The organism is Nocardioides terrigena (assembly GCF_003047265.1).
Lineage (GTDB): Bacteria > Actinomycetota > Actinomycetes > Propionibacteriales > Nocardioidaceae > Nocardioides > Nocardioides terrigena.
Genome location: NZ_PZYY01000007.1, coordinates 149294 through 174924, shown reverse-complemented (window position 1 = coordinate 174924; position 25631 = coordinate 149294). Strand labels below are relative to the sequence as shown.

The following is a 25631-nucleotide window of genomic DNA, read 5'->3' as shown; positions in this document are numbered from 1 at the left end:
CCGCTCAGCCCTGGCCGGCCATCCGGGCGACCTCGCCCGGGACGAGGCCGAGGGCCTCGTCGAGGCGGGAGGCATCCGAGCCGCCGCCCTGGGCGACGTCGGCCTTGCCACCGCCCCGACCACCGATGAGGCCACCGACGGTGCGGACCAGCTCGTTGGCGCTCACGCCCCGCTCGCGGCCGGCGTCGTTGACGGCGGCCACCAGCGCGACCTTGCCGTCCGCGACCCCCGCGACGACGACGGCGCCAGCGCGGTCGAGCTTGCTGCGCACGTCGAGGGCCAGGGTGCGGACGTCGCCGCCGCCGATGCCCTCGGCACGGTGCACGACCACGGCCACCCCGTCGACGTCGACGGCCTGGGCCGCCAGCTGTCCGCCCCCGGCGAGCAGCTGGGAGGTGCGGGCCCGCTCCAGCTCCTTCTCGGCGACGCGCAGGCGCTCGGTGAGGTCCTGGACCCGGCCGACGAGGTCGTCGGGCTGGGTCTTGAGCAGGCCGGTCAACTGGGACACCACGTCGCGCTCGCGGGCGAGGTAGCCGAAGCCCTCGACCCCGGTCAGCGCCTCGATCCGGCGGTTGCCGGACCCGACGCTGGCCTCGCCCGTCACCACGACGGTGCCGATCTGCGACGAGTGGTCGACGTGCGTGCCACCGCAGAGCTCACGCGACCAGGGGCCGCCGATCTCGACGACGCGCACCTGGGTGTTGTCGTAGGTCTCGCCGAAGAGGGCGATCGCGCCCCATTCCTTGGCCTGCTCGAGCGTCATGTACTGCCAGCCCACCGGCAGGTCGGCGCGCAGCGCCTGCTGCGAGACCTGCTCGATGTCGCGGACCTGCTCGGGGCTCAGCGCCTGGGTCCAGCCGAAGTCGAGGCGCAGGTAGCCGGGGCGGTTGTAGGAGCCGGACTGCAGCGCGGTGGGGCCGAGCACCTCGCGCAGCGCGGCGTGCACCACGTGCGTGCCGGAGTGCGCCTGGCGGGCGCCCGTGCGCCACTCGGGGTCGACGCGGGCGTGCAGCTGCGCGTCGGGGCGCAGCTCGCCCTCGAGGACACGCACCTGGTGGACGACGAGCCCCTTGATCGGGCGCTGGACGTCGAGGACCTCGAGCCGTCCCCCGTCGAAGTCGATGGTGCCGGCGTCGGCCGCCTGGCCACCGGACTCGGCGTAGAAGGGCGTGCGGTCGAGGACCAGCTCGCCGACCTCGCCCTGCGCGAGCGCCGGCACGGCGCCGGCGCCGCTGAGCACGGACAGGGCGCGGGACTCGGTCTCCAGGGTCTCGTAGGCCAGCCACTCGGTCGGGCCGTGCGCGTCGAGGATCCCGCGGTAGAGCACCGTGTCGGTGTGCCCGCCCTTCTTGGCGCGGGCGTCGGCCTTGGCGCGCTCGCGCTGCTCGGCCATCAGGCCGCGGAAGCCCTGCTCGTCGACGGCCAGGCCCTGCTCGGCGGCCATCTCGAGGGTCAGGTCGATCGGGAAGCCGTACGTGTCGTGGAGCGCGAAGGCGCGCTCACCCGACAGGGTGCTGCCGCCCGCCTTCTTCACCTCGCCGGCCGAGAGGTCGAAGATCTGGGTGCCGGCCTGGAGCGTCTTGCGGAACGTCTCCTCCTCGCCGTACGCCACCCGCGCGATGCGGTCCCAGTCGCGGGTCAGGTCGGTGTAGGTCTCGGCCATCTTGTCGCGGCTGACCGGCATCAGCTCGGGCAGCGCCGGGTCGTCGTACCCCAGCAGGCGCATCGAGCGGACCGCACGGCGCAGCAGGCGACGCAGGACGTAGCCGCGGCCCTCGTTGCCGGGGGTGACGCCGTCCCCGATGAGCATCATCGACGAGCGGACGTGGTCGGCGACGACGCGGAACCTCACGTCGTCCTCGTGGTTGGCGCCGTAGCGCCGGCCGCTGAGCTCCATGGCGCGCTGGATGACCGGGAACATCACGTCGATCTCGTACATGTTCTCGACGCCCTGGGTCATGAAGGCGACGCGCTCGAGCCCCATGCCGGTGTCGATGTTCTTCTTGGGCAGGGAGCCCGCGATGTCGAAGTCGACCTTGCTCCGCACGGCCGAGAGCTCGTCCTGCATGAAGACGAGGTTCCAGAACTCCAGGTAGCGGTCCTCGGCACCGAAGTCGCCGTCGGCGCCGTACGCCGGGCCACGGTCGATGAGGATCTCCGAGCACGGCCCGCCGGGACCGGGAACGCCCATCGACCAGTAGTTCTCCGCCTTGCCCAGGCGCGCGATGCGCTCGTCGGGCAGGCCGGTGATCTTCTTCCACAGCTCGACGGCCTCGGGGTCGTCGACGTAGACGCTCGGGTAGAGCTTGTCCTCGGGGAACCCCCAGCCGCCGTCGGACTGGGGCTTGGTGCACAGCTCCCAGGCCAGCTCGATGGCCCGCTCCTTGAAGTAGTCGCCGAACGAGAAGTTGCCGCACATCTCGAAGAACGTGCCGTGCCTGGTCGTCTTGCCGACGTCCTCGATGTCGGGCGTCCGCACGCACTTCTGCACGCTGACCGCGCGGTCGTAGGGCGGCGTCTCCTGGCCCAGGAAGTAGGGCTTGAAGGGCACCATCCCCGCGTTGACGAACAGCAGGTTGGGGTCGTCCACCAGCAGGCTCGCCGACGGCACTGCCGTGTGACCGGCCGCCTCGAAGTGCGAGACGAAGCGGCGGCGGATCTCGGACGTGTCCATCAGGTGTCTTCCTCGGTGTCGGTGGTGCGGGTGCTGGTGGAGCGGGGCTGGGAGCCGAGCTCGGGGATGCCAGTGGGGACCAGACCGAGGCGCTCGCGCAACTCGGTTTCCTTCTCGGCCTGACCGGCGGCCACCTCGTCGCGGAACATCCGCGCGCCGACCGCGAGGCCGCTGAGGCGGTCGCGCAGGCCGTCGGCGGTGAGGGACTCGGCCACCCTGCGGGCGCGGGTCAGGGCGTAGGCACCCGCTCCCGCTCCGGCGACGAACCAGAACGTCCTGGCCATCAGGCAGCGTCCCCCTCGTCGCGCCGGTCGGCCATCTGCGCCCGCTCGCGGGCCTGCATGTCGCGCAGGGCCTCCTTGAGGTCGGCCCGTCGCTGCTTGCGGGAACGCTTGACCTCGCGCTTCATCTCGAAGCGGATGCGGTTGCGTGCCTCGGGCGCCAGCGCCCGCCGCAGGCCGTGGGCGATGCCCGCGGCCCTGATCGCGCTCTCGCGGGCCACGATGTCGGCGAACAGCGCACCGTCGATGCGCCCCTGCACGGCGACAGTGGGCTCGTCGTCCTCGACCCGGTCGATGCCGGTGATGACGTACGACGCGGGCTCGGCCGCAACGGCGGGCTGCGGCGCCGTCTCGTCTGCGCGGGCCTCGAGGGCCGCCCCGAGCGCGGCCTCGAGGGACGAGACGCGCGCACCCAGGCGGCGTACGACGCGCGCGAGGGCGAGCACGCCGACGAGCAGGAGAAGCGCCAGGGCGCCTCCTGCTGCCAGCCAGATCTGCTCGGAGCTCACCGCACGACCCTATCGTCCGCGCACGAGGCGTCGGATGCGCTCCCACCGCTCCTTGACCGCGGCCTCCGCGCCGAGGGCAGTCGGGCGGTAGTAGGTCGCGTCCTCGATGACGTCGGGGGCGTACTGCTGCTCGGCGACACCGAACGGCTCGTCGTGGGGGTAGACGTAGGTCTTGCCGTGGCCGATCTTCTTGGCGCCGGCGTAGTGGGCGTCGCGCAGGTGCGGGGGCACCTGGCCGATCTTGCCGGCGCGTACGTCGGCACTGGCCGCGTCCACGGCCAGCGTGACGGCGTTGGACTTGGGGGCCACGGCGAGCGCGATCGTCGCCTGCGCGAGGTTGAGCCTGGCCTCGGGCATCCCGATGAGCTGCACGGCCTGGGCGGCCGCCACCGCGGTCGTGAGCGCCGTCGGGTCGGCGAGCCCGATGTCCTCGCTCGCCGAGATGACCAGGCGTCGGGCGATGAAGCGCGGGTCCTCCCCGGCCTCCATCATCCGGGCGAGGTAGTGCAGGGCGGCGTCCGCGTCGGAGCCGCGGATCGACTTGATGAAGGCACTGATCACGTCGTAGTGCTGGTCGCCCTGGCGGTCGTAGCGCACCGCCGCCTGGTCGACCGCGGTCTCGGCCGTCGACAGGTCGATGTGCGTGTCCGAGGCGGCACCGGCGGCCGCCTCGAGGTAGGTGAGCACCCGTCGGGCGTCTCCCCCGGCGAGCCGGACGAGGTGGGCCCGGGCGTCGTCGTCGAGCGTGTAGCCGCCGGCCAGGCCGCGCTCGTCGGCCAGCGCGTGGTCGACCACCGCGGAGACGTCGTCGTCGGTCAGCGACTCCAGGCGCAGCAGCAGGCTGCGCGAGAGGAGCGGGGAGATGACGGAGAAGAAGGGGTTCTCGGTGGTGGCGGCCACCAGCGTGACCCAGCGGTTCTCGACACCGGGCAGCAGCGCGTCCTGCTGGGCCTTGGTGAAGCGGTGCACCTCGTCGACGAAGAGCACCGTCTCCTGGCCTCCCCGGGCCAGCTCGGACCGCGCGGCGTCGATCGCGGCGCGGACCTCCTTGACGCCGGCCGCCACCGCCGAGACCTCGACGAAGCGCCGTTGCGTCTGCTGGCTGACGATGGAGGCGATGGTGGTCTTGCCGGTCCCGGGGGGCCCCCACAGCAGCAGCGACATCGACCGGTCGCCCTCGATGAGCTGGCGCAGCGGCGAGCCCGGGGCCCGCAGCTGCGACTGCCCGACGAGCTCGTCGAGGGTGCGCGGACGCATCCGCACCGCGAGCGGTGCGGATGAGTGCGTGTTGGCCGAGAGGGATCCCGTCCCCGGGGCCGGCCCGGCACCGGGCACGTCGAAGAGTCCGTCCACAGCGCGACCCTAATCCGCCGTGCAGACCACCCGCCCCGTCGACCCCGGCCCGGGCGTACCCGATCGGGAGGAGGCACCGGACGTCGCGGCGCGAATCCGGTCACGATTCGTTCACGACTTGGTCGTCGTTTCGGTGTCGGTCGGGTGCGGCGCGACCGCTCGGCGGGTTAATGGAGGAGTAGCTACGACGCCTTCTCGGGAGACGCCCCACACCTCTTCCAGGCCTCCTGTCGTAGGACCGCTCATGAACCGATCGATGCACTGGCTCGCGCCCATTCCTCTCGTCCTGGCCCTCGTCGTGGCCGGCTGCTCCTCCGGGGACGGCGACGATCCGCCGGACGGTGAGCCGGCGGCCCAGTCCGCCGGTGGCGCCTTCAGCGTCTCGAGCAGCGAGCCCGAGGCCTTCGCCCCCACGAGCAACTGCTACTCCTCCGACTGCGCCCAGATCATCAACCTGGTGTGGACCGGCCTGCTGAAGGTCGACCCGGAGACCTCCGAGCAGGAGCTGCAGGTGGCGGAGTCGATCGAGTCCGAGGACGGCCAGAACTGGACCATCACGCTCAAGGACGGCTTCACCTTCCACAACGGCGAGCCGGTCGACGCCGCCTCCTTCGTGCGGTCCTGGAACCACACCGCCTACGGCCCCAACGCCACCCAGGTCGGCTTCTTCCTGGCCAACGTCGAGGGCTACGACGACCTCCAGGGAGAGAACCCGAAGGCCGAGGAGATGTCCGGGCTCACGGCCCCGGACGACCGCACCATCGAGGTCGCCCTGACCAAGCCCTTCTCCCAGTTCCCCCTGGTCCTCAGCTACACCCCGCTGAGCGCGCCGATGGCGCAGGAGTGCCTGGACGATCTCGCGGCATGCAACGAGCAGCCGATCGGCAACGGTCCCTACGAGTTCGCGGAGCCGTGGGCGCACAACGACGCCATCACCTTGTCGAAGTACGCCGACTACAGCGACGACGCCTCCGCCGGCCTCGCCGACGAGATCGAGTTCAAGATCTACGCCGACCTCAAGACCGCCTACCGTGACTTCCAGGCCGGCAACCTCGACATCGTCGATCCGGACCCGTCGCAGACGCCGCAGGCCCGGACGGCGTACCCGGACCAGATCCTCGAGGTCGACCGGGGCGGGTTCGCCTACTTCGGCTTCCCGCTCTACGAGGAGGAGTTCCAGGACGTCCGCATCCGGCAGGCACTCTCCATGGCGATCGACCGCGAGGCGATCATCGCGAGGGTCCTCGACAACCGGTACGAGGCCGCGACCGACGTCATCGCCCCGTTCGTCCCGGGCAGCCGCGACGACGCGTGCGACACCTGTGTCTACGACCCCGAGGAGGCCCAGCGGCTCTTCGAGGAGGCCGGGGGCATCCCCGGCAACAAGATCAACATCTGGTTCAACAACGACGGCGGCCACGAGGACTGGGTGCAGGCGATGGCCCAGGGCTGGCAGAACGACCTCGGGTTGGAGTACGAGTTCAAGTCGCAGCCGTTCACGCCGTACCTCGGGGCTCTCGACACCCGGAGCACCGTGGACGGACCGTTCCGGCTCAGCTGGGGTCCGGACTACCCCTCGCCGCAGAACTACCTCGACCCGGTCTACGGCTCCGGCAGCTCCAACTACGGGGACTGGAGCGGCCCGGAGCACGACCAGTTCCTCGACCTGGTGGCCGAGGGCGACGCGGCGCCCACCGTGGAGGAGGGCCTCCCGTCCTACCAGGCGGCCGCGGACGTGGTGCTGGACAACCAGGTCGTCATCCCGCTGTGGTTCGACAAGACGTTCATCGTCTTCAGCGAGAAGATCGAGAACCTCCAGTTCAGCCCCACCGACCAGATGCTGCTCACCGAGGTGAGCGTCGCCGAGTGATCGTGACGACGGGCGCGGGCCGACACCTCCGGGCCGCACCCGTCGCCGGTTCGTCCTCCGTCACGTGCACAGGAAGGGATGGCGATGGGTCCGTACGCCGTGCGACGCGTGCTCCAGTTCATCCCGGTGCTCATCGGCACCCTGTTCCTGCTCCACTACATGACGGTCCTGTCGTTCCAGATCAACGGCAACCCGGTACGCGCCCTCTTCGGGGACCGCCAGCCGCCGCCGGAGACGATCGCCGCCCTGACCCGGGCCTTCGGACTGGACGACCCCTGCCTCGAGCAGACCGGCAACCCGTGCATCGGCATGTTCGTCGAGCGAATGACCGGCTACTTCGGCGGCGACTTCGGGGTCGACTTCAACCAACAGCCGGTCGTCGACCTGATCAAGCGCGCCGCACCGGTCACCTTGCGCCTGACCCTCCTCGCGATCGTCTTCGAGTCGGTCGTCGGCATCCTCGCGGGTGTCCTCGCCGGGCTCCGCAAGGACCGCTTCGCCGACAACTTCGTCCGGGTCGTCACCGTGCTGGCCATCTCGGTCCCGATCTTCGTCCTCGGGGTGCTCACCCAGATCGTCTTCGGCCTGTACGTCGGCAACTGGGTCAGGGACCGCGGGGCACCCGACTGGGTGCAGGCGATCTTCTCGGTCTCCTACCAGTCCGACTTCCCCTGGGCGAGCCTGGTCATCCCGGCCATGGTCCTCGGTGCGACCACGCTCGGGGTCGTGGCCCGGATGACCCGGACCGGGTTGATCGAGTCGCTGCGCTCGGACTATGTCCGGACCGGCAAGGCCAAGGGCCTCAAGTCCCGTCGGATCGTCGGCATCCACGCCTTGCGCAACTGCCTGATCCCCGTCATCACCCTGATCGGCATCGACATCGGCACACTGATGGCGGGTGCCATCGTCACCGAGGGCATCTTCAACATCCCGGGGATCGGCGGCCTCGTCTACCGGGCAGCCGTCACCGGCGAGACGGCGATCATCATGGCGGTGGTGCCCCTGCTGGTCCTGGTCTACCTGGTGGCGTCGCTCCTGGTCGACCTGCTGTACGCCGTGCTCGACCCGAGGATCCGCTATGGGTAGCACCAGTCCCGCCACCGAGGACCCGGGTGCCGTCCCGACCGGCACCCCGGCCAGGGGGCCGTCCGCCTCGGGGAGCATCTGGAAGGACGCCGGTCGACAGCTGATCCGCAACCCGGTCTTCATCGTGTGCTCGTTGATCGTGCTCGTGGTCGTCTCCTGGGCACTCTTCCCGACACTGTGGACCGACAAGGGCAAGCTCGAGTGCGACATCAACATCAACAGGACGCCGCCGTCCTGGTTCCCGGGCACGCCGCCCCCCGGGTACGACACGGACCTCGACGGATACCCCCTCGGGACGACGACCCTGGGCTGCGACATGTACTCCCAGCTCATCTGGGGGGCGCGTCCGTCGATCGTGGTGGCCGTCGTGGTGACCGCGCTGACGGCCCTGATCGGCACGACGCTGGGTCTGTGGGCCGGCTACTACGGCGGTCGGGTCGACACCGTGATCTCACGTGTCACCGACATCTTCCTGGGCCTGCCGTTCCTCCTGGGTGCACTGCTCTTCCTGGCCCTGCTCAAGTCGCAGAGCATCTGGGCGGTGATCCTGGTGCTGGTGGTGCTGGGCTGGACCCAGATGGCCCGGATCGTGCGCGGCACCGCCCTCAGCCTGCGTGACCAGGACTTCGTCGAGGCGGCCCGGGCCATGGGAGCGACGAACCACCGGATCATCCTGCGGCACATCCTGCCCAACGCGCTGGCCCCGATCATCGTGCTGTGCACGATCTACATCGGGTCGTTCATCGCGGCCGAGGCGACCCTGACCTTCCTCGGTGTCGGGCTCAAGCCGCCCGAGGTGTCCTGGGGCATCACCATCGCCCAGGGGCAGGCCTTCGCGGTCGCGGGCTTTCCGCACCTCCTCGTGTTTCCCTGCACCGTGCTGGTGGTGACCGTGCTCAGCTTCATCCTGATGGGCGACGCACTGCGCGACGCCCTCGATCCGAAGGGCCGCTGATGTCTGACTCCGACATCCTGTCCGCCGGCCCGGTTCCGGAGCCGGCCGACAGCAAGGCGATCGCCTCCTTGCACTTCGACCCGACCGCGCCCCTTCTCGACGTGCAGGAGCTGCGGGTCGACTTCCACACCCACGAGGGAGTGGCGCACGCCGTCAACGGCGTGAGCTTCACCCTCGAGGCGGGACGGACCCTCGGCATCCTGGGCGAGTCCGGGTGCGGCAAGTCCGTCACCGCGCAGGCGATCATGGGGATCCTCGACTCCCCGCCCGCCCGGGTCGTCGGCGGGAGGGTGCTCCTGTCGGGGGTCGACCTGCTGACGCTCAACGAGGACGACCGACGCCAGGTGCGCGCCAACCGGATCGGCATGGTGTTCCAGGACGCGCTCAGCGCGCTCAACCCGGTGTTCAAGGTCGGCTGGCAGCTCGGCGAGCTGTTCCGCAAGCGCCTCGGCTACTCGCGCACGCAGGCCAGGCACGAGGCCGTACGCCTCCTCGACCTGGTCGGGATCCCGGCGGCAGCGCAGCGCGTCGACGACTATCCGCACCAGTTCTCGGGCGGCATGCGGCAGCGGGTCATGATCGCGATGGCGCTCGCCCTGGACCCGGACGTGATCATCGCGGACGAGCCCACCACCGCCCTCGACGTCACCGTCCAGGCCCAGATCATGAAGCTGCTGGCCGACCTGCAGGCCGAGCGCAACATGGGGTTGATCCTGATCACGCACGACATCGGGGTGGTCGCCGACGTCGCGGACGACATCTGTGTGATGTACGCGGGCCGCGAGGTGGAGAAGGCCGACGTCTACTCGATCTACGACAAGCCCGCCCATCCCTACACCCAGGCGCTGCTCGAATCGATCCCGCGCGTGGACATGAAGGGCAAGCAGCTCGCGTCGATCCAGGGCCTGCCGCCCAACCTGACCCAGATGCCGCCGGGCTGCGCCTTCCACCCCCGGTGCCGCTTCGCCCGGCAACGGTGTCGCGACGACACCCCACCCCTGTACACCGTGTCACCCGGCCGGCTCAGTGCCTGTCACTTCTTCCAGGAGGTGCTCGACACATGAGCGAGGTGGTCCTGGCCGCGGCCGACGTCCGCAAGTACTTCCCGATCACCGCGGGCGTCTTCAAGCGCACGGTGGGTCAGGTGCAGGCGGTCGACGGGGTTTCCCTCGAGCTCTACGAGGGCGAGACGCTGGGGATCGTGGGCGAGTCCGGCTGCGGCAAGTCCACCCTGGCGCGAGTGCTGATGGGACTCATCCCGGCGACCTCCGGATCGATCAGGCTCGAGGGCGAGGAGCTGGTCGGCATGAAACCGGCTCGACTCCGCCAGATCCGCCGCGACGTGCAGATCATCTTCCAGGACCCCTACTCCTCGCTGGACCCCAGGATGACCGTCGGCAACATCATCGGCGAGCCGTTCGAGATCCACACCGAGGTCGCCCCCAAGGGGGATCGCCGGCGCCGCGTCGAGGAGCTGCTCGAAGTGGTCGGGCTCAGCCCCGAGCACATCAACCGCTACCCGCACCAGTTCTCGGGCGGGCAGCGCCAGCGGATCGGGATCGCCCGGGCCCTGGCCCTGCGTCCGAAGGTGATCATCTGCGACGAACCGGTCTCCGCCCTCGACATCTCCGTCCAGGCGCAGGTGGTCAACCTCCTCGAGAACCTGCAGGACGAGTTCGGGCTGTCCTACATCTTCGTCGCCCACGACCTGTCAGTCGTGCGCCACATCTCCGACCGGGTCGCCGTGATGTACCTCGGCAAGCTCATGGAGCTCGGCACCGAGGACCAGATCTACGAGCGCCCGATGCACCCCTACACCCAGGCCCTGCTGTCCGCCGTACCCGTACCGGACCCGAGGCTGCGCGGCCGCCGGGAGCAGATCGTCCTCACCGGCGACCTGCCCTCGGCCGCCGACCCGCCGTCCGGGTGTCGCTTCCGCACCCGTTGCTGGAAGGCCCAGGACATCTGCGCCGAGCAGGAGCCGGTCCTCGAGGTCCGCGCCCACGGCGACCATCCGTCGGCCTGCCACTTCGCAGAGGTCAAGGTGGTCACACGCGCGACCCACTGATGGGACCAGGTGGGCCCGAACGCGTCCCGGACCGTCAGGCGGTGCCCGCCTGCGAGGTCATCTGACGCGCCTTCACGTCGAACCACTCCTTGGCGTAGCCGGGACCGGTCGACACCTCCGTCGCCGCCGGACCGCTGGCGGAGGGGCTGCCCTGGTCGTCGACGCCGAGCAGGCCCGCGGTGACCGGCGTGGCCGGGTGCTGGCCGAGCTCACCGGCGAAGTGGCAGGCCACCTTGTGGCGCGGACCGACCTGGAGCAGCGGCGGCTCGACCTTGGCGCAGATCTCCTGGGCCAGCGGGCACCGCGTGCGGAACCGGCAGCCGGAGGGCGGGTTGATCGGGCTGGGCACGTCGCCCTCGAGACGGATGCGCTCGCGACGGCCACCGATGGCGGCCTGCTTGACGTCCGGGACCGCGGACAGCAGGGCCTGCGTGTAGGGGTGGTACGGCGCGGCGTACAGCGTCTCGCGGTCGGCGATCTCGACGATCTTGCCGAGGTACATCACCGCCACCTCGGGGCAGAAGTGACGGACCACCGCGAGGTCGTGGGCGATGAAGAGGAAGGCGATGTCGAACTCCCGCTGCAGGTCCTGCAGGAGGTTGATGACCTGCGCCTGGATGGAGACGTCCAGCGCCGAGACCGGCTCGTCCGCCACGAGGAGCTTGGGGTTGAGGGTCAGCGCCCGGGCGATGCCGATGCGCTGGCGCTGCCCGCCGGAGAACTCGTTGGGATAGCGGTTGTAGTGCTCGGGGTTGAGACCGACGACCTCGAGGAGCTCCTGGACCCGGGGCAGGATCTTGTTCTTCGGGACGACGTTGTGGACCGCGAGCGGGGCCCCCACGATCGCGCCGACGGTGTGCCGCGGGTTGAGCGAGGTGTAGGGGTCCTGGAAGATCATCTGCACGTCGCGGCGCAGCGGCTTCATCGCCCGGTTGGAGAGCTTGGCGAGGTCCTGGCCCTCGAACATCATCGACCCCGCGGTCGGCGTGTAGAGGCGGGTGATGAGACGGCCGGTCGTGGACTTGCCACACCCCGACTCCCCCACCAGGCCGAGCGAGCCGCCCTTGGGCACCTGGAACGAGACGCCGTCGACGGCCTGCACGTGACCGATGGTGCGACGGACCAGGCCCGAGGACTTCACCGGGAAGTACATCTTCAGGTCCTCGACCTCGAGCACCGCGGGGGCGTCGGGGTCGAGGCGGCTGGCCACGTGTCCCTCGAGTGCCCCCGGCACCTGGACCTCGTGGTCGCTGTAGGCGTCGTGCGGCTCGGCCTCCAGGTCACGCTCGCCGGTCTCGGCGGCGTTGGCACCCACCTCGGTGGGCTCGACCTGGGATCGGACGTTGGGGTCCTGGGTCATCGGATCTCCTCGACCAGGTCGGGGGCGATCTCCGGGAGGACCTCGGTCCGGTAGATCAGCTCGGGGTTGGCCAGATGGCAGCGCTTGACGTGGTCGACACCGCTCGCCGGGGTCAGCTCGGGGAGCTGCGAGGAGCAGAGACCGCCGGGCACCTTGTCCGTGTGCGTGCAGCGCGGGTGGAAGGAGCAGCCCGACGGCGGGCTCAGCAGGCTCGGCGGGTTGCCCGGGATCGGGATCAGCCTGGCGTCCGTGCTGGCCGCCACGTCCGGGATGCTGGACAGCAGGCCCCACGTGTAGGGCATCTCCGGCCGGGTCAGGATCTGCTTGACGGTGCCGTACTCGACGGCGCGACCGGCGTACATCACCAGCACGTCGTCGGCGGTCTCGGCGATGACCCCGAGGTCGTGGGTGATGATGATGACCGCGGAGTTGAACTCGCGCTGGAGGTCCTGGAGCAGGTCGAGGATCTGCGCCTGCACGGTGACGTCGAGCGCCGTGGTGGGCTCGTCGGCGATGAGCAGGGACGGGTCGTTGACGAGGCCCATCGCGATCATCGCGCGCTGGCGCATGCCGCCGGAGAACTGGTGCGGGAAGTCGTCCACGCGCCGGTCCGGCTGCGGGATGCCGACGCGGTCGAGCATCTCGATCGCCTTGCGGCGCGCGTCGCGCTTGGAGGCGGTCCGGTGGTGCACCAGATATGCCTCCTCGAGCTGGCCACCGATCTTGTAGAACGGGTGCAGCGCTGCAAGGGCGTCCTGGAAGATCATCGAGACGGTGTTGCCGCGCAGCCGCCGCATGCGGGACTCCGAGAGGCCCACCACCTCGGTCCCCGCCACCCGGATCGAGCCGGTGATCTTGCTCGACTTGGCGTCGTGCAGGCCGAGGACCGCGAGGCTGGACACGGACTTGCCGGAGCCGGACTCGCCCACGATGCCGAGGGTCTGGCCCATCTCGACCGTGTAGCTCAGGTTCTTGACCGCGGTCACCGGCCCGTCCTGGGTCGGGAAGGTCACCGAGAGGTCCTCGACCTCGAGGATCGGTCCGTCGGACTGGGGGCGCTCGGCCTGCCCAGCGTGGGTCTCGGAAGGGGTCGTGGTCACGAAAGCCTCACCCTCGGGTCGAGGACGCTGTAGATCACGTCGACGATCAGGTTGGAAACGATCAGGAGGACGGCGCTGAACAGGACGGTGGCGGCCACCACGGGCAGGTCCTTCTGCTGGACGGCCTGGAGGCTCCAGTAGCCGATGCCGTCGATGTCGAAGATACGTTCGGTGAAGATGGTGCCGGCCAGCAGGGTCCCGAAGTCGATGCCGAAGATCGTCACGACCGGCACGAGGGCCGCCCGCAGGCCGTGCCTGTAGACCACGGCCCGTGGGGGCAGGCCCTTGGCCTTGGCCGTCCGGATGTAGTCCTCACTCAGCGCCTCGACCATGGCGCCCCGGGTGTAGCGGGTGTACTGCGTGCACCCGAAGATGCCCAGGGCCACCCAGGCCAGGAACATGCCCGCGAACCACTTGGCCGGATTGTCGGTGATCGGGAAGTAACCAGTGTCGCTGACGTACGGCGCCTCCCAGAGCACGGTGAGGTAGAGCCAGGTCAGCAGCGCGAAGAGGTAGTACGGGATGGAGCTGAGGAACAGGAAGCTCGAGACGAGGGCCTTGTCGGCGACGGTCCCGCGCCTGCGGGCTGCCGCGACGCCGATGGGGATGCCGAACAGGAGATAGAGGAAGGCGCCGCCGACGGCCACCGACACGGTGGCGGGCAGACGCGCGACGAGCTCCTCGTAGACCGGCTGCTTGGTCAGGTAGGAGACGCCGAGGCACGGCGCCTCGCACTCGTAGGTGGTGGACGCGATCTGGATGTCCCGGCCGACGAAGACACCCTTGGCCCACTTGAGGTACTCCTCGTGGACGGGGTTGTCGAAGCCGAGGGTCCGCTCGTAGATCTCGATGCGATCACCGCAGCGGTTGCTGGTCTCGCGGTCGCAGATGGTCTGCGCCGGGCTCGAGGGGCCGTACCAGAAGAGCAGGAAGACGGCGATCGACACCAGGGTGAGTACGAGGGCGCCTGAGATCAGCCGCTTGACGAGATAGGCGAACATCTCAGCCTCTCCGGGGGTGGTGGAAGTGTGCGGGCTGACGAGTGGGGGCCCCGGTCTGGGACCCCCACCCGTCAGTTGCTGCTGTTGCTGAGCGGTGTTGCTAGAACACAGGGTTCATCCGATGGTGCAGGAGCGCAAGGCTCACTGCATCACGTAGACGTCCTTGTAGTTCGGGGCGCCGAGGGCGCCGTCACCGGTCGGGTTGCCGACCTTCGAACCGAAGACGAACAGGTCGTTGCGGAACGCGGTGGGGATGATCGGGAAGTAGTCCGTCATGATCTCCTCGTCCAGCGCACCCCAGGCGTCGGCCTGGTCCTCGAGAGGCATGGTGGCGATGTCGTCCATCTTCTGGTCGATCTCGGGCTCCGAGAAGCCGGCGGTGTTGTAGACAGCGTCGGTCTTGAGGAGCGGCGGGATCATGGTCGAGCCGGCGGGCCAGTCCGAGCACCAGTTGACGCCACGCAGGTTGAGCTGCTTGTTCGTCTTGTTGTCGGGGTCGAGCCAGATGTCGTACGGCGAGACCTGGACCGGGATCGCCTTGACCTGGAAGCCGGCCTCCTCGAAGCCCTTGGTGAGCTGCTTCTGACCGGCGACGGCCAGCGGGTCGACCTCGTAGTAGACCATCGTGATCTGGTAGCCCTCTTCGCCGGCCTCGGCGAGGAGCTCCTTGGCCTTCTCCGGGTTGTAGGTGATCTGCTCACCGTCGACCTGGAAGTCCACCTTGCCAGCCATGCCGGGGGGCATGACGGAGTTGGCCGGGATGCGGGTGACGCCGGGAACCTCGCCCGTCGCGAACCACATGTCCTCGTAGGGGTAGGCGTAGGCGAGGGCCTTGCGCACGTTGATGTCGGTGATCTTCGAGTAGTCAGGCGTCAGCGTGGAGACACACTGCGACGTCTGCTGCACGAGACGCTCACCCAGGGCCTCGTTGGCCTCGGTGTACTTGTCCGAGCCGAGGGCGGTCGAGATCGCGGTCTGCGAGTCGGTGTTGTCCGACAGCATGATCTGGTCGACCTGCGCCTGGTCCTGGTTGAACTTGAAGACCCACTTGTCGACGTACTGGTGACGACCCGGGTCGGAGTTGGGGTCCCACTGCTCGTTCTTGACGAGGGTGAGCTCCTGGTTGGGCTGGAAGTCCTCGATCATGTAGGGACCGTTGGACAGCGGGTCCTGGCCGTAGTTCGGCGGCTTGGAGGCGTTGCCGAGCGGAGCCGGGCCCATCGCCATGAAGGCGCCCCAGTAGTCCATGTCCGGGAAGGGGGTCTCCATCTTGATGGTGACGTCCTGACCCGAGACGGTGATGCCGTCGTAGGTCTTGCCCTTGTCGGTGTAGGGACCGTTGTAGTCCTCGGCACCCAGGAAGTAGTGCTTGGAGTACTCGGTGCCGGGACCCGACGGGAAGGTGTCGGAGTCGAGCGAGCGCTGGATGCCCCAGGCGACCTCCTCGGCGGTGACGGGCTTGCCGTCCTCCCACTTCGCGTCCTCGCGGATCGTGAAGGTCCACTCGGTGAAGTCGTCGTTGGGCGTGCCCAGGTCGGTCGCGAGGTCGGGGACCAGGACCGGCTGACCCTCCTCGTCACGCACGTACTGCGTGAGCGAGCGGTGGGTCAGCGCCTGCTGGATCGAGTTGCCGGTGACGGACCAGCCGTCGGTCGGGTCAAGCGAGTTGGGTCCGGGGTCGCCAGGCAGGTAGACCGTGACGGTCCCACCAGCGGTGGCACCCTCGATCTCCGCGGCGGGGCCCTGACGCTCAGCGTCCTTGCTCCCGCCCTCCTGGGCACCGAACTCTCGGTCACTGCCCGAGCCAGAGGAGCTGCTGTCGTCGCCCCCGCCGCCACAGGCAGCAAGGGTGAGGAGCGCAGCGCCGGCAACGAGCGCGAGCGGCTTGTTCCGCTTCATGCTGTCCAGCCTTTCTTATCTGTGTTCGTGCCGGCGGCAGGTGCTGTCGGCAGCGTCTACATCGGTGACCGGGTGGTCAGCGACGAGTCTTGGGGTCCAGGGCGTCGCGGATCGCGTCGCCGAGGAGGTTGAGCGAGAGCACCAGCAGCACGACGCCGATCAGGGGCTCCCAGAGGTAGAGGGGGTAGGCCTCGAAGTAGGTGATCGCGAAGCTGATCGTCAGCCCCCACGAGGCACCGCTGGTCACGCCGATGCCGAGGAAGGCCAGGCCGGCCTCCGCGGCCACGAAGGCCGGGAGCATGAGCGAGACGCTGATGATGATCGGCGCGGCCAGGTTGGGCATGAGCTCCTTGAACAGGATGCGCCGGGTCGGCATGCCGAGCACCCGCGCCGCCTGCACGAACTCACGCTCGCGCAGCGACAGCACCTCGCCACGGATCAGGCGGGCCATGCCCATCCAGCCGAACATGGCCAGCACGACCACGAGGCTGACCTTCTGGATGGTCGGGTAGTTGTCGCTGTCGTTGAACCGCTCGTTGAGGATCGGCGCGATGGTCAGCGCGGCGAGCAGGAACGGGACCGTGAGGAAGGTGTCGACGAAGAAGGACAGGACCCGGTCGACGACGCCGCCCAGGAAGCCGGCGAGCAGGCCGACGACGACGCCGACGACAGAGGCGAAGAGGGTGGCGCCGAAGGCGATCATCAGCGAGGTCCGGGCGCCGTAGAGCCAGTAGGCCAGGTTGTCGTCGGCCGTGCGGGGCGCGATGCCGAAGGGGTGGTCCCACGTGAAGCCACCGTTGGGCGGGCCGTACTCCGGCTTGGGCATGCCGCCGTTGAGCACGTCGAGGAACTGGCTGGGCGACTGGGTGTCGGTGTTGACCCCGAACAGGCCGCTGATCACGCCGGCGAAGACGCCGATGAAGATGAAGAACAGGATGACGAAGGCGCAGGCCATCGCGATCTTGTCCTTCACGAGCCGGCCCAGGGCGATCCGCATCGGCGACTTGCCGGCGATCTCCTTCGAGGCCTTGCTGTTCGGGTCGAGCGTGGTCTCGTCGGTCAACGAGCCCAATGTCTCGGGTGCAGTCGGCTGCGACATGCTCTCCCTATCTGGCGGGGATGCTGGTCCGGGGGGATCAGTGATTCGGGGTGGCGGCCTGACTAGTCCATTCGGGCAGCGCCGAGACGGGACTCTATGTGACGCTTACCGCACAGGCGATCACTGACGCGTAACGATCCGGACACGACCGTCGCGCCCGGACCGCCGCAGGATCGCCCACGGATCACTCCTCGAGCGACACATCCTCCACCGGTGTGGCGTCCACACCGGCCTCCTTGCGCTGCTCGGGCGAGATCGGCGCAGGCGCCGCCGTGAGCGGGTCGTAGCCCCCTCCGGACTTCGGGAACGCGATGACGTCGCGGATCGAGTCGGTGCCGGCGAGCAGGGCGACGATGCGGTCCATGCCCACGGCGATGCCGCCGTGCGGCGGGGCGCCGAACTTGAACGCGTCGAGCAGGAAGCCGAACTTCTCCTGCGCCTCGTCCGGGCTGAGGCCCATCACGGAGAAGACACGCTTCTGGATGTCGCCCCGGTGGATACGGATGGACCCGCCACCGAGCTCGTTGCCGTTGCAGACGATGTCGTAGGCGTAGGCCAGCGCGCTGCCGGGGTCGGTGTCGAACGTGTCGACGAACTCGGGCTTGGGGCTGGTGAAGGCGTGGTGCACGGCCGTCCAGGCGCCCGCACCGACGGCGACGTCACCGCTGGCCACCGCGTCCGAGCTCGGCTCGAAGAGCGGCGCGTCGACGACCCACGTGAAGGCGAACACGGAGTCGTCGAGCATGTCGCCCCGACGGCCGATCTCGAGGCGCGCAGCGCCGAGCAGGGCACGGCTGCTCTTGACCGGGCCGGCCGCGAAGAAGATGCAGTCCCCGGGCTGGGCGCCGACGTGGGCCGCCAGGCCCTCGCGCTCGGCGTCGGTGAGGTTCTTGGCGACCGGGCCGCCCAGCTCGCCGTCCTCGGCGATCGTGACGTAGGCCAGACCCTTGGCCCCGCGCTGCTTGGCCCAGTCCTGCCACGCGTCGAACTGGCGTCGCGGCTGGCTGCCGCCGCCAGGCATCACGACGGCGCCGACGTAGTCGGCCTGGAAGACCCGGAAGGAGGTGTCGGCGAAGTACTCCGTGCACTCGACGAGCTCGAGGCCCATCCGGAGGTCGGGCTTGTCGGAGCCGAAGCGCGCCATCGCGTCGCCGTACGTCATCCGCGGCAGCGGCCGCTCGATGGTGTGGCCGGCCTGCGCCCACATGGCCTCGAGGACGTCCTCCATCAGCGTGATGACGTCCTCCTGGTCCACGAAGCTCATCTCGATGTCGAGCTGGGTGAACTCGGGCTGGCGGTCGGCGCGGAAGTCCTCGTCGCGGTAGCAGCGGGCGATCTGGTAGTAGCGCTCCATGCCGCCGACCATGAGCAGCTGCTTGAACAGCTGCGGGCTCTGCGGGAGGGCGTACCAGCTGCCGGGCGCCAGCCGCGCGGGGACCAGGAAGTCGCGGGCGCCCTCGGGCGTCGAGCGGGTGAGGGTGGGCGTCTCGACCTCGACGAAGTCGCGGGCGTCGAGGACGTCGCGGGCCGCCTTGTTGACCTTGGAGCGCAGGCGCAGGGCCGCGTTGGGGCCCGAGCGGCGCAGGTCGAGGTAGCGGTGCTTGAGGCGGGCCTCCTCGCCGACCTCGCCGCCCTTGTGGCCGGACGCGTCGTCGATCGGGAACGGCAGCGGGTCGGAGGAGGAGAGCACCTCGATGCCCTCGACGCCGGGCAGGGCGACGACCTCGATCTCGCCGGTCGCGAGGTTGGGGTTCTCGTTGCCGGCCTTGCGGGCCACGACCTCACCGGTGACCTTGAGGCAGTACTCGCTGCGCAGGCTGTGCGCCACGGCCTCGTCCCGCACCACGACCTGCACGACGCCGCTGGCCTCGCGGAGGTCCAGGAAGGCCACTCCCCCGTGGTCGCGGCGCCGGGCCACCCACCCGGCAAGGGTGACGGTCTGGCCGACGTGCTCGGCGCGCAGGGCGCCGGCGTCATGGGTGCGGATCACGGGGTCTCCTCGGAGTTGATGATGTCTGTGGTTGAGGTGCGAGCAGAGCGAGCCTCGACACCGGGAGTGCTGATGCTGGGCCGGAGGTCTGCCGCCGGCGGGGCCCAGGTGGCCGGGTCGGCGTCGACCTGCTCACCGGAGCGGATGTCCTTGACCTGGTGGGTGCCGTCCGGCTGGACGAACCAGACGAACGGGATGCCGCGCCGCTCGGCGTACCGGATCTGCTTGCCGAACTTCGCGGGGTCGGGTGCGACCTCGCAGGGGACGTCGCGGTGGCGCAGGTCGGCGGCGACGGCGCTGCTGGTGGCGCGCGAGTCCTCGTCGACCACGGCGACGAGCACGGCGCTGGGCACGGAGCGGGAGGCGGTCAGGCCGGTGCGGGCCAGCAGGGGTACGACGACGCGGCTCACGCCCAGGGAGATGCCGACCCCCGGGTACGTCGTCCGGCCGTCGCTGGCGAGCGCGTCGTAGCGCCCGCCCGAGCAGATCGAGCCCATCGACTCGTAGCCGTCGAGGCGCGTCTCGAAGACGGTGCCGGTGTAGTAGTCGAGGCCGCGGGCGATGGACAGGTCGGCCGTCACGCGCACCCGGTCGGAGACCAGGTCGGCGCAGCCCCGGACCAGGGCGGCCAGCTCCTCCAGCCCCTCGTCCAGCAGCTCGTGCTCGACACCGAGGGCGCGCACCGCGGCGACGAAGCCGTCGTCGTCCGAGCGGATGGTGGCCAGCTCGAGCACCCGGTCGGCGTTCTCCACCGACAGGCCGGCGTCCTGGAGCAGCAGGTCGCGGACCTTGTCGACGGGCAGCTTGTCGAGCTTGTCGACGAGGCGCATCACCTCGTCGGTGCTGCCGTCGTCGGCGCTGATGCCCAGACCGGCGTAGAAGCCCTGGATGAGCTTGCGGTTGTTGACCTGGAGCCGGAAGGCAGGCAGGAAGTCGAGGCGGGTCAGGGCGTCGACCATGACGCGGGTGACCTCGATGTCGTGGTGGAACGCCAGCGCGTCACGGCCCACGATGTCGATGTCGGCCTGGGTGAACTCCCGGAAGCGGCCCTCCTGGGGCCGCTCACCGCGCCACGCCCGCTGGATCTGCCAGCGCCGGAACGGGAAGTCGAGCTTGCCGGCGTTCTCCAGGACGTAGCGCGCGAAGGGGACGGTGAGGTCGAAGTGCAGGCCGAGCCCGGCGTGCCCCTCCGCGGACTCCTCGTGGAGGCGGCGCAGGAGGTAGACCTCCTTGGAGGTGTCGCCCTTGCGGAGCAGCTGGTCGAGCGGCTCGACCGCGCGGGTCTCGATGCCCGCGAAGCCGTGCAGCTCGAAGGTGTGGCGCAGCGTGTCGATGACCTGCTGCTCGACGACCCGCTGGGCAGGCAGCAGCTCGGGGAACCCGCTGAGGGGCGTGGGCTTGCTCATGGTGATCTACAGACCTCGGGTGACTCGACCGGGCTCGTCCCCGTGCTGGAGCTCGAGCAGGTAGGGGTTGGTCGCGCGCTCGCGACCGATGGACGTCTGCTCGCCGTGACCGGGCAGCACCACGATGTCGTCGGCGAGCGGCAGCACCTTGTCGGTGAGGCTGCGCAGCATCGTGGCGTGGTCGCCACCGGGCAGGTCGGTGCGGCCGATGGACCCCGCGAAGAGGAGGTCCCCGGAGAACATCAGGTCGCTGATGTCCTGCTCGCCGTACGGCGTCCGGAAGGTGACCGATCCTTCGGTGTGGCCCGGGGTGTGGTCGACGAGGAAGCGCAGGCCGGCGAGCTCGATCTCCTGGAGGTCGGAGAGCTCCCGCACGTCGTCCGGCTCGGCCCACTCGTAGCTGCCGCCGAGGAGCATCGCCGTCGTCTCGCGGCTCATGCCCGCCATCGGGTCGGAGAGCAGGTGCCGGTCGCGCGGATGGATGTACGCCGTCGCGTCGTACGTGCCTGCCACGGGGGCCACGCACCACATGTGGTCGACGTGCCCGTGGGTCACCAGGACGGACACCGGCTTGAGCCGGTGCTCGCGGACGACCTCGTCGACACCGGCGGCGGCGTCCTTGCCGGGGTCGATCACGACGCACTCGTTGCCCGCTCCGGTGGCGACGACGTAGCAGTTGGTGCCCCAGGGTCCAGCGGGGAAGCCGGCGATGAACACGGGGCAACAGTCCTCAGCAGTGGGCGGGTCGGGCACGACGAGGAGTCAGCCTACCGAGGCCCCTCGGGCACGTGACTACGATGGGCGACCATGAGCGCCGACAAGCAGTCCTCGCCGCCCGATTCCCCCTGGGGCCGGGTCACCGAGGACGGCACCGTATTCGTCCGGACCACCGATGGTGAACGCTCCGTGGGGCAGTACCCCGAGGGCTCCCCGGAGGAGGCGCTGAAGTTCTTCACCGACCGCTACGACGCGCTCGCCTTCGAGGTGCACCTGCTCGAGCAGCGCATCGGCGCCGGCAAGCTGAGCCCGGAGGAGGCCACCTCCACGGTCAAGGCGCTCCGCGAGCAGGTCGTCGAGGCCAACGCCGTCGGCGACCTCACCGCGCTGGCCGCCCGGCTCGACGCCACGGCGCCCCTCATCGCCATCCAGCGCGACGCCCGCCGGGCCGAGAAGGCCCAGCGCAGCGCCGAGTCGCGGGCCGAGAAGGACAAGATCGTCGCCGAGGCCGAGAAGCTCGCCGAGGGCAACGACTGGCGCAACGGCGCCAACCGGCTGCGCGACCTGCTCGACCAGTGGAAGGCGCTCCCCCGTCTCGACCGGTCGACCGACGACACGCTGTGGCGGCGCTTCTCGTCGGCGCGTACGACGTACACCCGGCGCCGCAAGGCCCACTTCGCCGAGGAGCACGAGCGCCGCGACGGCGCCCGGGTCATCAAGGAGCGCCTGGCCACCGAGGCCGAGGGCCTCGCCACCTCCACCGAGTGGGGTCCGACCGCGGGCCGCTACCGCGACCTGATGCGCGAGTGGAAGGCCGCCGGCCCCGCCCCGCGCGACGTCGACGACCAGCTGTGGCAGCGCTTCCGCGGCGCGCAGGACACGTTCTTCGGCAACCGCGACGCGGCCAACGCCGAGCTCGACAAGGAGTTCGCCGTCAACGCCGAGGTCAAGGAGGCGCTTCTCGTCGAGGCCGAGGCCCTGCTGCCCGTGACCGACCTCGACGCCGCCAAGCGGGCCTTCCGCGACATCGCCGACAAGTGGGACGCCGCGGGCAAGGTCCCCCGGGACCGGATGAAGGACCTCGAGGGCCGCATCCGCAAGGTCGAGCAGGCCATCCGCTCGGTCGAGGACGACCAGTGGAAGAAGTCCGACCCGGAGAAGTCCGCCCGCGCCGACGACATGGTGTCCAAGCTCGAGGCCGGCATCGCCGACGCCCAGGCCAAGCTCGACAAGGCGCAGGCCTCCGGCGACGCCCGGCGCATCAAGGACCTCGAGGCGGACCTGGCCAACAAGCAGGCCTTCCTCGACATGGCGCGTCGCGCGTCCGCCGAGTTCGGCGGCTGACCCACCCGTCCCGGGAGTCGCACTCGGTGCCGCGCCGGGCCGAGACACCTCGGAGGTTGAGGTGCGAGCGCAGCGAGCCTCGAAACCGCCGTCCACAGCCCAGATTCCTTCAGCATGACCTCCGGCCGCCATGGGTAGGCGGCACCCATGCCCTGGGTCTACATGCTCCGCTGCGCCGACGGCTCCTACTACGTGGGCAGCACCCGCGACCTCGAGCTACGGGTCTTCCAGCACAACACACCAGATCTCGGCGCCGCCTACACGCGTGCGCGCCGCCCGGTCGAGCTCGTCTGGAGTGCGGAGACCGAGCACGTCGGTGAGGCATTCACCCTCGAGAAGCAGATCCAGGGCTGGAGCAGGCGCAAGCGAGAGGCGCTGATCACCGGCGAGTACGACGAGCTGGTCGCCGCGTCCCGTCGGCGGGGTGGACGAGCGAGGGGCGGCTGATCGGGGGTTTCGAGGCTCGCTCCGCTCGCACCTCAACCACCGATCCGAGGCCTGCTCCGCTCGCACCTCAACCACCGATCCGAGGCCTGCTCCGCTCGCACCTCAACCACCGATCCGAGGCTCGGCTGGACCACCAGTGTCGGTCAGGAAGTGACTCTGTAGGCGTCGAAGACGCCCGGGACGGAGCGCACCGAGCGGAGCACGCTGTCGAGGTGCGAGGCGTCGGCCATCTCGAAGCTGAAGCGGCTCTTGGCCACCCGGTCCCGGGTGGTGGAGAGGGTCGCGCTGAGGATGTTCACGTGGGCGTCCGAGAGCACCATGGTGATGTCGGACAGCAGCCGGGCACGGTCGAGGGCCTCCACCTGGATGTTGACCAGGAAGGTCGACTGCGAGGTCGGCGCCCACTCCACCTCGAGCAGCCGCTCGGGCTGGGTCTCGAGGTTGCCGGCGTTGGTGCAGTCCTTGCGGTGCACGGAGACGCCGCCGCCCTTGGTGACGAACCCGAGGATCGGGTCCGGGGGCACCGGGGTGCAGCACTTGGCGAGCTTGACCCACAGGTCCTCGACGCCCTTGACGATGACGCCCGCGTCGCTCGAGGTGGGCTTGGCCCGACCGCGACGACCGGTGATGGTGACGCCCTCGGCGAGGTCCTCCGCGGCCCCGTCGTCGCCGCCGTGCAGGTCGATGACCTTGCGTACGACGGCCTGGGCGCTGAGGTTGCCCTCCCCCACCGCGGCGTACAGCGCGGACACGTCGGCGTGGTTGAAGTGCGACGCCACCAGCGAGAGGGACTCGTGCGTCATGAGGCGCTTGAGGGGCAGGCCCTCCTTGCGCATCATCCGGCCGATCTGCTCCTTGCCGCGCTCGATCGCCTCCTCGCGGCGTTCCTTGGTGAACCACTGGCGGATCTTGGAGCGGGCGCGCGGTGACTTGACGAAGTTGAGCCAGTCGCGCGACGGTCCGGCGCCCGGCGACTTGGAGGTGAAGACCTCGACCACGTCACCGTTGTCGAGGGAGGACTCGAGGGGCACGAGACGACCGTTGACCCGGGCGCCGATGGTGTGGTGGCCGACCTCGGTGTGGACGGCGTACGCGAAGTCGACCGGGGTGGACCCGACGGGCAGCGGCATGACGTCGCCGCGCGGGGTGAAGACGTAGACCTGGGCGCGGTTCATCTCGAAGCGCAGCGACTCCAGGAACTCCCCCGGGTCCTCGACCTCGCTCTGCCAGTCCATGAGCTGGCGCAGCCAGGACATGTCGTCGAGGTCGCCCGGCCGGTCGGTGTCGACCCCGGCCTTGCCGTCCTCCTTGTACTTCCAGTGCGCCGCGACGCCGTACTCGGCGCGACGGTGCATCGCGAAGGTCCGGATCTGGAGCTCGACCGGCTTGCCCTGCGGCCCGATGACCGTCGTGTGCAGCGACTGGTACATGTTGAACTTCGGCATCGCGACGTAGTCCTTGAAGCGCCCCAGCACCGGGTTCCACCGCGAGTGCAGCACGCCGAGGACGGAGTAGCAGTCGCGGTCGTCCTCGACGAGGATGCGGATGCCGACCAGGTCGTAGATGTCGGAGAACTCCCGGCCGCCGACGATCATCTTCTGGTAGATCGAGTAGTAGTGCTTGGGTCGCCCGGTGACCTTGGCCTTGATCTTGGCGTCGCGCAGGTCGGCCTCGACCTTCTCGATCACCTCGGCGAGGAACTGGTCGCGCGAGGGCGCACGCTCGGCGACGAGCCGCACGATCTCGTCGTACATCTTGGGGTGCAGCGTGGCGAAGGCGAGGTCCTCGAGCTCCCACTTGAGGGTGTTCATGCCGAGGCGGTGCGCGAGAGGTGCGTAGATGTCGAGGGTCTCGCGGGCCTTGCGCTCCTGCGTCTCGGCCTTGAGGTAGCGCAGCGTGCGCATGTTGTGGAGCCGGTCGGCGAGCTTGATGACCAGCACCCGGATGTCACGCGACATCGCCACGATCATCTTGCGGATCGTCTCGGCCTGGGCGGAGTCGCCGTACTGGACCTTGTCGAGCTTGGTCACGCCGTCGACGAGGACGGCGACCTCGTCACCGAAGTCGGCGCGCAGCTGGTCGAGGGTGTACGGCGTGTCCTCGACCGTGTCGTGCAGCAGCGACGCCACCAGGGTCGGCTCGGTCATGCCGATGTCGGCGAGGATCGTCGTCACCGCGAGCGGGTGGGTGATGTAGGGGTCACCGCTCTTGCGCATCTGGGTGCCGTGCATCTGCTCGGCGATGCCGTAGGCACGCTCCAGCAGGGCCAGGTCGGCCTTGGGGTGGTTGGCGCGCACCGCGCGGAAGAGCGGCTCGAGGACCGGGTTGCCGGTGGGGGCCTTGGCCCCGATCCGGGCCAGCCGGGCCCGCATGCTGCGGGCGGAGACGGGCACGTCGGCGGACCGCTCCCGCGGTGCCGGTGTGGTGGTCTCCTCAGCCATCCACCCAGTCTAGTGACGACCCCGCGCGCCG

Annotated in this window: 20 protein-coding genes; 7 read left to right on the top strand and 13 right to left on the bottom strand. The window is 69.7% G+C overall.

What is annotated here, in order from left to right:
* Window positions 1-4 precede the first annotated feature (4 nt).
* The 4 genes from alaS to DAE25_RS16455 are packed head-to-tail and all read right to left on the bottom strand — an operon-like array spanning window position 5 to window position 4817.
* Entirely contained in the window at window positions 5-2674 is a 2670-nt protein-coding gene (alaS, locus tag DAE25_RS16470) for an alanine--tRNA ligase (RefSeq protein WP_107767232.1), read from the bottom strand.
* The gene (locus tag DAE25_RS16465; protein ID WP_107767231.1) at window positions 2674-2958 is read right to left on the bottom strand and encodes a DUF6167 family protein; all 285 of its coding nucleotides are present in this window, start codon (window positions 2956-2958) and stop codon (window positions 2674-2676) included. Before DAE25_RS16465 ends, alaS begins: the two co-directional genes overlap by 1 nt.
* Window positions 2958-3464, bottom strand: a complete 507-nt coding sequence (locus DAE25_RS16460) for a hypothetical protein (RefSeq protein WP_107767230.1) — start codon at window positions 3462-3464, stop codon at window positions 2958-2960. The genes DAE25_RS16465 and DAE25_RS16460 overlap by 1 nt, the downstream gene beginning before the upstream one ends.
* 9 nt (window positions 3465-3473) lie before the next feature.
* Complete coding sequence (locus DAE25_RS16455; protein ID WP_107767229.1) at window positions 3474-4817, bottom strand: replication-associated recombination protein A; 1344 nt, start codon at window positions 4815-4817, stop codon at window positions 3474-3476.
* Window positions 4818-5061: 244 nt separating this feature from the next.
* Between DAE25_RS16455 and DAE25_RS16450 the strand changes: the two genes are divergently transcribed.
* The 5 genes from DAE25_RS16450 to DAE25_RS16430 all read left to right on the top strand — a co-directional run bounded on the left by DAE25_RS16450 (window position 5062) and on the right by DAE25_RS16430 (window position 10796).
* A complete protein-coding gene (locus tag DAE25_RS16450; protein WP_107767228.1) occupies window positions 5062-6687 on the top strand; it encodes a peptide ABC transporter substrate-binding protein in 1626 nt (541 codons plus the stop codon).
* Between the two features lie 84 nt (window positions 6688-6771).
* A complete protein-coding gene (locus DAE25_RS16445; RefSeq protein WP_107767429.1) occupies window positions 6772-7773 on the top strand; it encodes an ABC transporter permease in 1002 nt (333 codons plus the stop codon).
* Complete coding sequence (locus DAE25_RS16440; protein WP_107767227.1) at window positions 7766-8728, top strand: ABC transporter permease; 963 nt, start codon at window positions 7766-7768, stop codon at window positions 8726-8728. Before DAE25_RS16445 ends, DAE25_RS16440 begins: the two co-directional genes overlap by 8 nt.
* Entirely contained in the window at window positions 8728-9792 is a 1065-nt protein-coding gene (locus tag DAE25_RS16435) for an ABC transporter ATP-binding protein (protein WP_107767226.1), read from the top strand. The genes DAE25_RS16440 and DAE25_RS16435 overlap by 1 nt, the downstream gene beginning before the upstream one ends.
* Window positions 9789-10796: an ABC transporter ATP-binding protein gene (locus DAE25_RS16430; protein ID WP_107767225.1), complete on the top strand. Its 1008-nt coding sequence runs from the start codon at window positions 9789-9791 to the stop codon at window positions 10794-10796. Before DAE25_RS16435 ends, DAE25_RS16430 begins: the two co-directional genes overlap by 4 nt.
* 34 nt (window positions 10797-10830) lie before the next feature.
* On the opposite strand, the gene DAE25_RS16425 is transcribed toward DAE25_RS16430, so the two are convergent.
* The 8 genes from DAE25_RS16425 to DAE25_RS16390 form a co-directional block, all read right to left on the bottom strand.
* Window positions 10831-11949, bottom strand: coding sequence for an ABC transporter ATP-binding protein (locus tag DAE25_RS16425; RefSeq protein ID WP_234411119.1), 1119 nt, complete (start codon window positions 11947-11949; stop codon window positions 10831-10833).
* A 203-nt stretch (window positions 11950-12152) separates the two neighbouring features.
* A complete protein-coding gene (locus DAE25_RS16420; RefSeq protein ID WP_107767223.1) occupies window positions 12153-13256 on the bottom strand; it encodes an ABC transporter ATP-binding protein in 1104 nt (367 codons plus the stop codon).
* Window positions 13253-14257, bottom strand: a complete 1005-nt coding sequence (locus DAE25_RS16415; protein WP_107767222.1) for an ABC transporter permease — start codon at window positions 14255-14257, stop codon at window positions 13253-13255. The genes DAE25_RS16420 and DAE25_RS16415 overlap by 4 nt, the downstream gene beginning before the upstream one ends.
* Window positions 14258-14398: 141 nt before the next feature.
* Window positions 14399-16156 (bottom strand): ABC transporter substrate-binding protein, encoded by a 1758-nt coding sequence (locus DAE25_RS16410; protein WP_107767221.1) that lies wholly within the window; start codon window positions 16154-16156, stop codon window positions 14399-14401.
* Between the two features lie 76 nt (window positions 16157-16232).
* Window positions 16233-17219: an ABC transporter permease gene (locus DAE25_RS16405; protein WP_234411100.1), complete on the bottom strand. Its 987-nt coding sequence runs from the start codon at window positions 17217-17219 to the stop codon at window positions 16233-16235.
* A gap of 220 nt (window positions 17220-17439) precedes the next feature.
* Complete coding sequence (gene aspS, locus DAE25_RS16400) at window positions 17440-19245, bottom strand: aspartate--tRNA ligase (protein WP_107767219.1); 1806 nt, start codon at window positions 19243-19245, stop codon at window positions 17440-17442.
* Complete coding sequence (hisS, locus tag DAE25_RS16395) at window positions 19242-20651, bottom strand: histidine--tRNA ligase (protein ID WP_107767218.1); 1410 nt, start codon at window positions 20649-20651, stop codon at window positions 19242-19244. The genes aspS and hisS overlap by 4 nt, the downstream gene beginning before the upstream one ends.
* Window positions 20652-20657: 6 nt before the next feature.
* Window positions 20658-21368, bottom strand: coding sequence for an MBL fold metallo-hydrolase (locus DAE25_RS16390; protein ID WP_107767217.1), 711 nt, complete (start codon window positions 21366-21368; stop codon window positions 20658-20660).
* 90 nt (window positions 21369-21458) lie between these two features.
* On the opposite strand from DAE25_RS16390, the gene DAE25_RS16385 reads away from it, so the two are divergent.
* The gene (locus DAE25_RS16385; protein WP_107767216.1) at window positions 21459-22712 is read left to right on the top strand and encodes a DUF349 domain-containing protein; all 1254 of its coding nucleotides are present in this window, start codon (window positions 21459-21461) and stop codon (window positions 22710-22712) included.
* A gap of 147 nt (window positions 22713-22859) precedes the next feature.
* Window positions 22860-23159 carry a GIY-YIG nuclease family protein gene (locus DAE25_RS16380; protein WP_107767215.1) on the top strand — a complete coding sequence of 100 codons (300 nt, stop codon included), beginning with the start codon at window positions 22860-22862 and terminating at the stop codon, window positions 23157-23159.
* Between the two features lie 143 nt (window positions 23160-23302).
* Here the strand turns inward: DAE25_RS16380 and DAE25_RS16375 are convergent, their stop codons facing one another.
* Window positions 23303-25600, bottom strand: coding sequence for a RelA/SpoT family protein (locus DAE25_RS16375; RefSeq protein ID WP_234411099.1), 2298 nt, complete (start codon window positions 25598-25600; stop codon window positions 23303-23305).
* Between the last annotated feature and the right edge of the window lie 31 nt (window positions 25601-25631).